The sequence below is a fragment of the Nocardia sp. NPDC055053 genome, assembly GCF_053608285.1.
This window is the reverse complement of the sequence record NZ_JBSGVD010000002.1, coordinates 371,221-383,187: the sequence shown is the minus strand read 5'-3', so window position 1 is coordinate 383,187 and position 11,967 is coordinate 371,221. Positions and strand designations below refer to the sequence as shown.

General features: G+C 68.1%; 13 protein-coding genes. 10 read left to right on the top strand and 3 right to left on the bottom strand.

Annotated features, from left to right (window positions below):
- Window positions 1–41: 41 nt before the first annotated feature.
- Genes ACWF82_RS03725 through ACWF82_RS03715 form a run of 3 tightly spaced genes read left to right on the top strand, consistent with a single transcriptional unit; the run spans window position 42 to window position 3,003 of the window.
- Entirely contained in the window at window positions 42–1,250 is a 1,209-nt protein-coding gene (locus tag ACWF82_RS03725; protein WP_452497638.1) for an acyl-CoA dehydrogenase family protein, read from the top strand.
- On the top strand, window positions 1,247–2,269 hold the full coding sequence (locus ACWF82_RS03720) for a phosphotransferase family protein (protein ID WP_452497636.1): 1,023 nt from the start codon (window positions 1,247–1,249) through the stop codon (window positions 2,267–2,269). Before ACWF82_RS03725 ends, ACWF82_RS03720 begins: the two co-directional genes overlap by 4 nt.
- Window positions 2,266–3,003, top strand: coding sequence for an SDR family NAD(P)-dependent oxidoreductase (locus ACWF82_RS03715; protein ID WP_452497634.1), 738 nt, complete (start codon window positions 2,266–2,268; stop codon window positions 3,001–3,003). The genes ACWF82_RS03720 and ACWF82_RS03715 overlap by 4 nt, the downstream gene beginning before the upstream one ends.
- Before the next feature lie 6 nt (window positions 3,004–3,009).
- Here the strand turns inward: ACWF82_RS03715 and ACWF82_RS03710 are convergent, their stop codons facing one another.
- Entirely contained in the window at window positions 3,010–3,990 is a 981-nt protein-coding gene (locus tag ACWF82_RS03710) for an AurF N-oxygenase family protein (RefSeq protein ID WP_452497632.1), read from the bottom strand.
- Between the two features lie 111 nt (window positions 3,991–4,101).
- On the bottom strand, window positions 4,102–4,950 hold the full coding sequence (locus tag ACWF82_RS03705; protein ID WP_452497630.1) for an SDR family NAD(P)-dependent oxidoreductase: 849 nt from the start codon (window positions 4,948–4,950) through the stop codon (window positions 4,102–4,104).
- Between the two features lie 42 nt (window positions 4,951–4,992).
- On the opposite strand from ACWF82_RS03705, the gene ACWF82_RS03700 reads away from it, so the two are divergent.
- Complete coding sequence (locus ACWF82_RS03700) at window positions 4,993–5,988, top strand: alpha/beta fold hydrolase (RefSeq protein WP_452497628.1); 996 nt, start codon at window positions 4,993–4,995, stop codon at window positions 5,986–5,988.
- A gap of 209 nt (window positions 5,989–6,197) precedes the next feature.
- Complete coding sequence (locus ACWF82_RS03695) at window positions 6,198–6,545, top strand: BP74-related protein (RefSeq protein WP_452497627.1); 348 nt, start codon at window positions 6,198–6,200, stop codon at window positions 6,543–6,545.
- A gap of 105 nt (window positions 6,546–6,650) precedes the next feature.
- Here the strand turns inward: ACWF82_RS03695 and ACWF82_RS03690 are convergent, their stop codons facing one another.
- Window positions 6,651–7,298 (bottom strand): TetR/AcrR family transcriptional regulator, encoded by a 648-nt coding sequence (locus tag ACWF82_RS03690; RefSeq protein ID WP_452497721.1) that lies wholly within the window; start codon window positions 7,296–7,298, stop codon window positions 6,651–6,653.
- Between the two features lie 108 nt (window positions 7,299–7,406).
- On the opposite strand from ACWF82_RS03690, the gene ACWF82_RS03685 reads away from it, so the two are divergent.
- The 5 genes from ACWF82_RS03685 to ACWF82_RS03665 are packed head-to-tail and all read left to right on the top strand — an operon-like array spanning window position 7,407 to window position 11,963.
- The gene (locus ACWF82_RS03685; protein ID WP_452497625.1) at window positions 7,407–8,243 is read left to right on the top strand and encodes an SDR family NAD(P)-dependent oxidoreductase; all 837 of its coding nucleotides are present in this window, start codon (window positions 7,407–7,409) and stop codon (window positions 8,241–8,243) included.
- 27 nt (window positions 8,244–8,270) lie between these two features.
- The gene (locus tag ACWF82_RS03680) at window positions 8,271–9,194 is read left to right on the top strand and encodes a ferritin-like domain-containing protein (protein ID WP_452497624.1); all 924 of its coding nucleotides are present in this window, start codon (window positions 8,271–8,273) and stop codon (window positions 9,192–9,194) included.
- Window positions 9,191–9,733, top strand: a complete 543-nt coding sequence (locus ACWF82_RS03675; RefSeq protein ID WP_452497622.1) for a hypothetical protein — start codon at window positions 9,191–9,193, stop codon at window positions 9,731–9,733. Before ACWF82_RS03680 ends, ACWF82_RS03675 begins: the two co-directional genes overlap by 4 nt.
- Window positions 9,730–11,214 (top strand): flavin-containing monooxygenase, encoded by a 1,485-nt coding sequence (locus ACWF82_RS03670; protein ID WP_452497620.1) that lies wholly within the window; start codon window positions 9,730–9,732, stop codon window positions 11,212–11,214. Before ACWF82_RS03675 ends, ACWF82_RS03670 begins: the two co-directional genes overlap by 4 nt.
- A gap of 26 nt (window positions 11,215–11,240) precedes the next feature.
- Window positions 11,241–11,963 (top strand): HAD family hydrolase, encoded by a 723-nt coding sequence (locus ACWF82_RS03665; protein ID WP_452497618.1) that lies wholly within the window; start codon window positions 11,241–11,243, stop codon window positions 11,961–11,963.
- Window positions 11,964–11,967: the final 4 nt, after the last annotated feature.

Here is an 11,967-nt window from a genome sequence, read left to right as displayed (position 1 = left end):
GCCGAGCGAACGTTCGGCAAGTCGAGTCGAGGAGTGGACCCGTGGCGATCGACCTGTCCCATCCGCCCGAGGTGCAGCGCCTGGCCGAGCGCACCCGCGCCTTCATCCGCGACCGGGTCATCCCGCTCGACGACGCGCACGACGGCGACATCACCGCCGCCGGTGGCGACGCACTGCGCGCCGACCTGCAGCGGGAAGCGCGCGAGGCCGGTGTGTTCGCACCGCACGCGCCGGTCGAATACGGCGGCCACGGTCTGGGGATGTCGGACCGCGCCCCGATCTTCGAGGAAGCGGGTTACTCCCTGTTCGGCCCGACGGCACTGAACATCGCCGCGCCGGACGAGGGCAATGTGCACATGCTCGCCCACATCGCCGATCCCGAGCAGAAGGAGCGGTTCCTCGCGCCACTCGCGCGCGGTGACGTCCGTTCGGCCTTCGCGATGACCGAACCGGCGCCCGGCGCGGGCTCGGACCCCTCGGCGCTGGCCACCCGCGCGGTGCGCGCCGAGGGCGGCTGGCGGATCAACGGCCACAAGTGGTTCATCACCGGTGCCGACGGCGCGGGCTTCTTCATCATCATGGCCCGTACCTCCGGCGAGCCCGGCGACCGCGGCGGCGCGACCATGTTCCTCGCCCCCGCCGACACTCCCGGAATCCGGGTGGGCAGGCATATCGACACCCTCGACCGGTCGATGCTCGGCGGTCACTGCGAGGTGTTCTTCGAGGACTTGCTCGTCCCGGATTCGGCGGTGCTCGGCGCGGTCGACCGCGGCTTCGAATACGCCCAGGTGCGGCTGGGCCCCGCCCGCATGACGCATGTGATGCGCTGGCTCGGCGCGGCCCGCCGCGGCCACGATGTGGCGGTGTCGCGGGTGGCCGAGCGGCGCGGATTCGGTTCGCGGCTGGGCGATCTCGGCATGATCCAGCAGATGATCGCCGACAACGAGATCGACATCGCCGCCACCCGCGCGCTGCTGACTCGCGCCTGCTGGGAACTCGATCGCGGGGAGCAGGCGGCGAACGCCACCTCGATCGCGAAAACCTATGCCGCCGAGGCGATCTTCCGGATCATCGACCGCAGCATGCAGATGTGCGGCGGTCTCGGCGTCTCCGCCGACCTGCCGCTGGCCCGGCTGTCGCGCGAGGTCCGTCCGTTCCGGATCTACGACGGTCCGTCCGAGGTGCACCGCTGGGCCATCGCCAAGCGTGCGGTGAGTGCGGCCAAGCGCGCGCAGAAGGATGCCGAATGAGCCTGCCAGGCATGGATGTCGCTGCCCTGGAACAGTTTCTGCGTGACAGCGGTGTACCGGTGCGCGGTGCGCTGCGGGTGGAACTGATCAGCGGCGGGCGCTCGAACCTGACCTTCACGGCGGCCGACGACGACTCCACCTGGGTGGTGCGCCGTCCGCCCGTCGCCGGACTCACGCCGTCCGCGCACGACATGGCCCGCGAATTCACCGTCACCGAAGCACTCCAGGGCTCGGCGGTTCCGGTCGCCAAGACCATCGCTTTCGATGCGCAGGGCACCGCGCTCGGCGCCCCGATGACCGTCGTCGAATACGTCGACGGCCTGGTGATCCGCGATCAGGACGACCTCGCCACCCTGACCGACGACCAGGTCGGGGCGAGCGCGGCCGAGCTGGTGCGGGTGCTCGCCCGCCTGCACGAGGTCGATCCGCAGGCGGTGGGGCTCGAGAAATTCGGGCGCCCCACCGGGTTCGTCGAGCGCCAGGTGAATCTGTGGGCGTCCCAATGGGATCGGGTGAAGACCCGCGAACTCGCCGACGTCACCGCCCTGCACGCCGCGCTGACGGAGGCGCTACCGACCCGATCGGCGGCCTCGATCGTGCACGGCGACTTCCGCATCGACAACACGATCCTGGACGCGACCGATCCGGGCCGGGTGCGCGCCGTGGTCGACTGGGAGATGTCGACCCTCGGTGATCCCCTCACCGATGTCGCCCTGATGTGCGTGTACCGCTCACCGGTCTTCGACCTGGTCCTGGGCTCGTCGGCCGCGTGGACCAGCGACCGGATGCCCACCGCGGACACCCTCGCCCAGTCCTACGCGACGGACTCCGGCCGCGACCTCGGGGACTGGGGCTTCTATCTCGCCCTCGCCAACTTCAAGCTCGGCGTGATCGGTGAGGGCATCACCCACCGGGCACTGCGGGGCTCCGACTCCGGAGCCGCGGCCGAACGCGCCGCCGAGGCCACCCCGGAATTCATGGCCGCCGGCCTGCGCGCACTGAAAGGACACCGGAAGTGACCAAATCCGCCCTGATCAGCGGTGCTTCGCGGGGCATCGGCCTCGGCATCGCTAATCGGCTCGCCCAGCAGGGCTATTCGCTGACCATCACCGCGCGCGACCCCGACCGTCTCGACGTGGTCGCCGCCGAGCTGCGTGCGTACGGTGCCGCCGAGGTGGTCACCATCGCCGCCGACATGTCCGACGAGGAGGGCGTCGCGCGGGTACTCGCCGCGCACACCGACCGGTTCGCGACGATGTCGGCCTTGATCCTGAACGCGGGCGTCGGCACCGCGGGCCCGCTGGCAGAGTCGTCGATGCGGCGCTTCGACAAGACCATCGCGGTCACCGTGCGCGCACCCATCCAGCTCATCCAGGGCGCCCTGCCGATGCTGCGCGCCGGAGCGGCCGCCGATCCCGGCCACGGCGCGAAAGTCATTGCGCTGTCCTCGATCACCGGCGTCTACGCCGAGGCCGGACTCGCGGTCTACGGCGCCGCCAAAGCCGCGCTCATCTCCCTGCTCACCACCCTCAACGCCGAAGAATCCGGCAACGGCGTCACCGCCACCTCGATCGCACCCGCCTACGTCGACACCGACATGAGCGCCTGGATCCACGACCGGATTCCCCCCGAGCAGATGCTCGCGGTCAACGACATCGTCGAGATGGTCGACTCGCTGCTGCGCCTGTCCGCGCAGGCCGTGGTCCCCACGATCGTCATGTCCCGCGCGGGCACCGACGGCTACCGGGCGTAGCCGGGTTCAGGCGCTGCGGCGGTGTGGTTCGCCGCGGTAGCGGGCGTGGCCGCCGTCGATCTTCAGCAGCTTCCACAGCTGCTTGGTCACCGGGTTCATCAGTCCCAGCTCGTCGGCCAGCGCGCGCATGTCGCCGAAGAATCCGCTGAGGATCTTGCGGGAGGTGGGGCTGCGCCAGAACGCGTCGGCGAACACCTCGTCGGGGATGTCGAACTTCTTGGCGAACGACTTCGACGGCTTGACGAGTTCGTCGGCGAGCCAGCGCATGGCGATCGGGAAGGCGACGGCGCAGACCGCGGTGCTCACCGGGTTCATCCGCGCGAGGTGGGCGCGCAGGAACTCGTTGGCGAAGGAGATGTGGCGCGCCTCCTCGGCGATGTGGATCTCCATGATCCGCAGCAGCGTCGGCTGGGTCGCGTTCCCCGACCTGATCAGGGCTTTCTGGTAGTGGTCGATCGGTTCCTCACCGCCGAGGATGCCGATGAACAGGATGGCCCAGAAGTAGCCGCCCGCGACGCCGATGAACGGTGAGGCGACCTTGAACATCGGCCGCATGCCCGGCACGTCGTCGCCGATGCGGTTGACCAGCTCCTGGAACATCTGGATGTGGTTGCACTCCTCGGTCATCTCGTGGAGGCAGTAGCGGAACTCGGGGGAGCCGTTGGGCAGCGCCATGGCGTACTGCATCATCCCGCGGATGAGGATGGACTCGAAGGCCAGCCCGACCTTGGCGGCATTGGCCTGCCGCCAGCGGCCGATCTCGATCCGGCGCTCGAGCGGCAGTTCCTGATACCACCTGGTGGCGCCCAGCGGGTCGAGCTCGGCCGAGAGCACCCAGCGTGGATCATCGCGGTCGATCGCGAATTCGGGTGCTTCCCAATCGATATCGAGGTACGGATCGAACCTGCGGTGGACCGACCCTTCCGACAAGGTCAGCAGGGTGTCGGCGTAGTCCGGGTTCGTGGCTGCGGTCTTCGAGAACGTCATTGTTTCTCTCCATCGTCACAAGGATCGCCGTCGAGCTGGCGGGCCCTGATTTGAATGTAACGCACTGTCTCACCTATTTCCAGGGGTGTGCGCAGACCGATCGCGCCCGGGTCAGTCGGCGCGGGGGATCCGGCCGTCGACGTCGGTGAATCCGTAGGCCTCGGCCAGGTCGGCGACCTTGCACGCGGTGCCGGCGCGTGCCGCGCGATCCGGATCGGCGGCCAGGGCGACCACGGCGCGGCCGGGGAAGCGGGGCGTCTCGGCGGCGTTCAGATCGAAGGTGCCCTCGCCCGGCAGGGTGACTTGGCGGCGGCCCTGTTCGTCGGCCGGAATCAGTTGCAGCAGTTCGGTATCCACGATGCCGGGCCAGATCGAGATCGCGGTCGCGCCGGTGCCGTCGAGGTCGTGGGCGAGATCGGCGGTGAGCCGGTCCAGGGCGGTCTTGCCGACGCCGTAGACGGCGTTGTGCATGTATCGCCGCGCACCGGGAGACGACACGTTGACGATCAGGCCGGCCGACTCGATCAGCAGCGGAGCGGCAAAAACGCTGGCCACATAGTGCGACCGCACGCCGATGTCGAAGGTCTCGTCCCATGCCTTCGGCGGCACCTCCCAGAACTTGCGCCCGAGCCGGCGGGCGGCGGCGGGGGAGTTGTAGACGTTGTTCACCAGCACGTCCAGGCGCCCCTGCTCGTCGCGGACCTGGGCGAAGAGTTTCTCGACCGCGGCATCATCGGCGTGATCGCAGACGACGGCGACCCCGTGTCCGCCCAGTTCGGTGATCTCCTCGGCGGTGGCGTGCACGGTGCCGGGCAGCCTGCCCGGCGTGGTGGTACGGCCGGTCACGTACACGGTGGCCCCGGCCGCGCCCAATTCCTGGGCGATGCCTTTGCCGATACCGCGGCTGGCCCCGGTCACCACCGCGACCTTGCCTGCGAGAATCTTGGGTGTTCCGCTCATGACCTCCAGACACTACCGTCAAAATAAGAACACGTTCTAGAAATGGAGACGGTAGTGGAGCTGACCCATCGATTCCTGGACACCGGCGGCATCCGGATGCACGTCACCGAGCAGGGGCAGGGGTATCCGGTCGTCTTCTGTCACGGATTCCCGCACACCTCGTTCGTGTGGCATCGCCAGCTCGCGGCGGTCGCCGCCGCCGGATTCCGCGCCATCGCCCCCGACCTGCGCGGGTACGGCCGCACCGATGCCCCCGCCGATGTCGCCGCCTATACCAATGAAGCGGTGATCGGCGACCTGCTGGCGCTACTCGACGACATCGGCGCCGAGAAGGCCGTGTTCGTCGGTCTCGATTTCGGCGCCCAGCTCGTGTGGGAGCTGTCGCTGCGCGCGCCCGACCGCGTGGATGCCGTTGTGGTGCTCAACAATCCGTTCTCCCCGCGACCGCCCCGCGCGCCCTCCGAATTCTGGACCAAGGCGGCGCAACGGCACTTCCTGCACCTGGCGTACTTCCAGGAGCCGGGCGTAGCCGATGCCGAACTGGCGGCACGCCCCCGCGAATTCCTTGCCCGCGTGTACTACTCGCTCTCCGGTGATTATCACTACCTCGACACCTGGAAGAACCCGCCGGGACTCGGCTACCTCGACGTCCTGCCCCAGGCGCCCGAGCTGCCGTGGTCGTGGCTCTCCGAAGCCGAATTCGACACACTGGCATCGGAGTTCGAACGCACCGGCTTCACCGGCGGACTCAACTGGTACCGCAACCTCGATCGCAACTGGGCACTCACCGAAGCCTTCGCGGGTGCGCAGGTGCCGGTGCCCACCTACTTCCTCTACGGCGAGAACGATCCCGACATGGAGGGTTTCAGCGGCCGTGACCCACTCGCCGTGCTGCGCGCGAACGTCCCGGATCTGCGTGCGGTGGTGAAGGTTCCGGACGCGGGCCACCTCGTGCAATTGGAGCGGACCGACGCCGTCGACGAGTTCCTGACCACCGCCCTGCGCGACCTCGGGGTAGGAGCCAGGGTCGCGCCGTAAGGTCTCAGCGCACGCGGTCGTAGGTGGGGGCGATCTCGCCGAGCTGTGCGGGAGCCTCCGGGGCAGCCGAACCACATGGCTATGTCCGTGCCGCTCCGCGTCGTGTCAGCCTCGCCGAAACGAGAAATGTCAACTGATCCCCGAAGCGGAATATAAGATCGACCAGCAGGTCCCATTTCTTCCAACCCGATTGCATCGAGGAGGGCGTCATGGCACAACCCGCGTACTTCACATTCACCCAGCCCAGCAGCCCGGGCTCCGAATTCGTCATCGAACTGACCGACGACAAGCTCATCCGGCATGCCCGCCGCATCGTCTCCGGCGAGGAGACGCAGGAGGTCCATGCCCACGGCAGGCTCGTCAAACGTACGGCGCCGTACAACCCGAAATGGTCTTTCCACCTCGATCCGTCGACGATCAGATTCTTCGATATGGCCATCGAGGTGTGCGACTCCGATATGAACTACGTCGAAGAGCATCTCGACGAGGCGGGCGGAGCCTTCCTTCCGGGCGGCCATTGGTGTCCGTGGTCGTCCAAACTGCACCGCGAAGTCTAGTTCAAAGTTCACGTAGCACGAAGGCGGCGAAATCGCGACAGCCCCAGAGGATCCTCTGGGGCTGTCGTGATTTCGACGAGTGTCGAGAAACGATCTCAGGTGGCCCTATCGGTCGCCGATGATCTCCGCTGGTAGGAACATCGTTCCCAGCTGGGCCGCGATCGCGCTGGTGTGCTCGACGATGCGTTCGGCATCCACGTCGAGCCCGCCGGTGCGCCAGGCGGACAGCAGTTCGATGAAGCCGCCGATCCCGGCGAGTGTGCTCATGCGGATGGCGGTCTCGTCGACGCCGGGGCGCAGATAGGGCCATGCCGCGGCGATCAGCAGGTCGGTGGCGTCGGTGAGCATGGTTTTGCGGCGCTGTTCGAGTACCGCGCTGCCCGCGTGGTCGGCGAGCAGGATCCTGGCGCGGCCGCGGGGGTCGGATTGCAGCTCGACGGCGCGGGCGATGGCCGCGCGCAGGATTTCCAGGGGTGTGCGCTCGGTGTTCTGGGCGACGATGCTCGCCAGGTCGACGAACACCTCGGTGCAGACCTCGTCCCAGGCCGCGGCGAGCAGTTCGTCGCGATCGGCGAAGTGCTCGTAGAAGTACCGGTCGTTGAGCGAGGTCCGCTGGCAGACGCCGCGCATGGTCACCGCGGCCCAGCCGTTCTCGATCCAGATGCCGAGGGCGGCGTCGACCAGGCTGGTCCGCCGCTGCGACCTGCGCTGGTCGGCGGTCAGCCCGCCCCAGGTCCGTGCCGGTGCGCGCACATCCATGGTTGACAAAGTACTCCTCTGCGAGCCTAATTGGTGTCAGGTGCGGCCAATGGTGGCAGTTGCCACCAGTTCGAGTCTCACCGGGTCGACCCGGGAGTTGCCATGCGACTGTTTCCCTTCGGCGGACGCCGCCGGACCACGAACGCCGACGCCGTCGTGACCGGCGCGGGCAGCGGAATCGGACGTGCCTTCGCCGTCGAACTGGGCAAGCGCGGCGGCCGGGTCGTCTGCTCGGACATCGATCCCGAGCGCGCCACCGAGACCGCCGGGCTCGTCGAGGCCGCGGGTGGGAAGGCGATCGGCACCGTCTGCGATGTCACCGCGATCGCCGAGGTCACCCGGCTGGCCGCCACCGCGCGGGACTGGTTCGGCGGAGCACCCACGGTCGTCGTCAACAATGCGGGGATCGGGGCGGGCGGACCGGTGGTCGGCGAGTTCGCCCTCGACGACTGGCAGCGCACGCTCGGCGTGAACCTGTGGGGTGTCGTCCACGGCTGTCATGTCTTCGCGCCGATTCTGCGGGAGGCGGGTCGCGGCGCGATCGTGAATGTCGCCTCGGCGGCCGCGTTCGGCGCGGCGCCGCGCATGGCCGCCTACAACGTCAGCAAGGCGGGGGTGCTGGCTTTGTCGGAGACCTTGTCGGCGGAGCTGGCAGGCACCGGTGTCGGCGTCACCGTGCTGTGCCCGACCGGCGTGAAAACCAACATCATGCAGGCGGATTCACCGATGGACGAGACCGCCGAACGGCTCGGCGGACTGCTCCTGCGCTGGACCGGACGCGCGCCGGCCGCGATCGCCCGCACCACCCTCGACGCCGTCGACCACGGCGAGCTGTATGTGGTGCCGCAGCTCGAGGCCAAGGTGCTGTGGCAGGCCAAACGGTGGATGCCCGCGACCTACACCCGTTCGGCCGGCCTGTTGGAGCGGGTCGTGCGCTGATCCAGCACAGAAGAAGGAGATCGAACAATGACGTTCGCCTATCCCGATATGCTCGCCACCGTGCGCGCCAAGCAGTGGGCCCTGGCCGACATCGACTGGGACGCACCGGGTGCCGACACCATCACCGACGAGCAGCGCCCCCGGCTGGCCACCTTCATGGCCGATCTGGTGTGGATCGAACACGTCGGCGCCCGTGGCTTCGCCGCCCTCGTGCACCAGGCGCCGCCCGGCCCGCTGCGCGAGATCTACCGGTACTTCCACGCCGAGGAACAGAAGCACGCCAATGCCGAACTGGCGCTGATGCGCCGCTGGGGCATGCTCGACGGTGACGCGATGCCGGTGCCCAACACGAACATTCGCCTCGTCATCAGCTGGCTCGACCGCTACGCCGACCAACTCACCCTCCCGGTGCTCGGGACCGTCATCCCCTCGCTCGAGACCGCGCTGGACGGCGCGCTGGTGAAATTCCTGCTCGACGAGGTCGACGATCCGGTGTGTCATCAGGTGTTCCGGCACATCAACAGCGACGAATCCCGGCACCTGGCCGTCGGTTTCCAGGTTCTCGAACAGCTCGGGGCCGGACCGTTGCGCCGGATCGCCATCGAGACAGCGGGTTTCGCGGTGCGCCCATCGTTCGTGCTCGGCGCGCTGCTGTACGCGCCACTGCTGTCGCGGATGTCGACCAACATCATCGCCCTCGGGCTCGACGAGGAGAAGCTGTGGCAGGCGGTGCGCCGCTACGAGAACGTCGGGGAACGCAGCCCGGCGATCCGGCGGATGCCGCTGTATCACGTGGTCAAGATGCACGGGAAGGCCACGATTCACCGCCGCCAGCCGTTCCAGTTGCTGGCCGATGTGTCGAATGCCTGTATCGACCGGTTCCCGGTCCGCCTGCTCGGGCGCAGGCCGTCCTGGTCGGACGAACTCACCTACGAACCGGTGGCGAAATGACTCCTCGATTCGCCGAGACCTTCGCCGGCCGCCAGACGCACAGCACCGAATTCGTGCCACGCCACGAATTCACCGGCCGCCGTGTCGCGATCATCGGCAGCGGGGCGGCCGCGGCACGATTACTGCCCGGCATCGCGGCCGAGGCCGCGCGGGTGACGGTGTTCCAGACCGACGCGGTGTGGATTCTGCCGCGCGCACCGCTACCGAGCGCGTCGGTCCTGCGCCATACGCCACAGCGCTTGGTACGGCTCGTCGCTCGCATCAATCTCCGTGTCCAAGTGCATGATTCGTGGCTGCGGCACCGTCTCACCCCCGACGACACCGCGGGCGTCGCCGTGCACAGCAGCTACTACCGCACGCTGCGGCAACCACACTGCACCCTGGTGACCTGGCCGATCGCACGACTGGTGCCGCGTGGCGTGCGTACGGTCGACGGTATCGAGCATCGGGTCGACACCATCGTCTACGCGGAGGACGCCGAGCATGTCGTCCGCACCGTCGCCCGTCCCGGCCGCCGCCGGATGAAGGAGATCGCATGACCACCACCGGAATCGACCACGAGATCATCATCGTCGGCGCCGGATTCTCCGGGATCGGCGCGGCGATCGCATTGCGCAACGCCGGATTCGACGACTTCCTGATCGTCGACGACGCCGACGGTGCCGGTGGAACCTGGCATTGGAACACCTATCCCGGTGTCGCCGTGGATATCCCGTCGTTCAGCTACCAGTTCTCCTTCGAGCAGCGCACCGACTGGTCCCGGGTGTACGCGCCGGGCAGTGAGCTCAAGGCCTACGCCGAATCGTGCGTCGACAAATACGAGCTGCGACCGCGAATTCGCTTCGGCACCACCGTCCTCGGTGCCGACTTCGACGAGGATGCCCGGCGCTGGGTCCTGCGCACCGACGACGGCGGCGAACTGACCGCGCGTTTCGTGATCAGCGCGACCGGCGTGCTCACCCGGCCCAAACTGCCCGATATCCCCGGCATCGAGAGTTTCGCCGGTGTCACCATGCACACCTCACGCTGGGATCATCGGCAGGATCTGCGCGGCAAGCGGGTCGCGATCATCGGCACCGGCGCTTCCGCGGTGCAGGTGATTCCCGAGATCGCACCGGAGGTCGCGCATCTGACGGTGTTCCAGCGCACGCCGATCTGGTGTCTGCCCCGCCCCGACATGCCGTTGCCGCTGCCCGCTCGCCTGGCGCTGAAAGTTCCCGGTGGGCGCACCCTGACCCGGCTGGTGAGCCAGACCTATGTCGAATTCACCTTCCCGCTCGCCGCCCACTATTACCGCTCCCTGCCCACCGCAGCGATGGGGGAACGCGCGGGCCTGGCGCACCTGCGCCGCCAGGTGAAAGACCCGGCCATTCGTGCCGCGCTCACCCCGAAATACGCGCTCGGCTGCAAACGTCCCAGCTTCTCCAACGATTACCTGTCGACCTTCAACCGGCCCGACGTCACCCTCGAAACCACCGCGATCAGCGAGATCACACCGACCGGCGTGCGCACCGAGGCAGGCATCGAGCACACCGCCGACGTCCTCATCCTCGCCACCGGCTTCAAGGTCATGGAATCGGGCAATATGCCGACCTACGACCTGCACGGCGTCGGTGGCCGCGACCTGGAAACCTGGTGGGACGAGAATCGTTTGCAGGCCTACGAAGGCGTGAGCGTCCCCGGCTTCCCCAACTTCTTCTCCATCATCGGCCCCTACGGCTACAACGGCGCGTCCTACTTCACCCTGATCGAGAACCAGACCCGCCACATCCTGCGCTGCCTGCACCACGCCCGCAGCACCGACGCCGACCGCATCGAGATCAGCGAAGCCGCCAACGACCGTTACTTCCGCGAAATGCTCGCCCGCCGCGGCGGCCAGGTGTTCTGGCAGGACAGCTGCGCCACCGCCAACAGCTACTATTTCGACAAACACGGCGACGTCCCCCTCCGCCCCACCTCCACCCTCGAAGCCGCTTGGCGCAGCGGCCATTTCGCCCTCACCGACTATGTTTTCACCTGACCCGCCGCCGACAGAGAAGGGATCCCATGCCGATCCGCGGTGTGCTGTTCGATGTCGACGACACCCTGTTCGACTACTCGTCCTCGGAAGCGGCGGGTCTGCTCGCACACCTGCGGCAGGACGGCCTGCTCGACCGGTTTCCCGATCCCGCCGCTGCCGTTGCCCTCTGGCGTGAGATCACCGAGACCGAGTACGCCCGCTTCGCCGAAGGGGAACTCTCTTTCCCCGAACAGCAGCGCGCCCGGGCCCGCAGATTCCTGTCCCATCTGCGGCGAACGGCACCGTCGGCTGTCCCCGAGCCGGAGGCCGTGGCGTGGTTCACCGGGTACGACGCGCATCGCCGCGCCGCCTGGTCGGCGTTCCCCGACGCCGAGCCGGTGCTGCGGCACCTGACTCCCGGCTTCCGGCTCGGCATCGTCTCGAACGCCTCGGTCCCGCAGCAGCGCCGCAAGCTCGACGCGGTCGGCCTGCTCGACTACTTCGGTGACCTGGTGGTGTGCAGCGAAGAGCACGGCGCGGCGAAACCGGCGCCCAGCATCTTCCTCGCTGGCTGCGCACTCCTGGAGCTCGAACCCCACGAGGTCGCGTTCGTCGGCGACAAATACCTCATCGACGCGCTCGGCGCGCACGATGCGGGCCTGCGCGCGTGCTGGCTCGACCGCGCGAACACGCGGAACCAGATGGCTGTCCGCCACGGTATCCACGTCATCGATTCGCTCGAACTCCTCCCGTCCGTCCTGACGGGATAGCTGC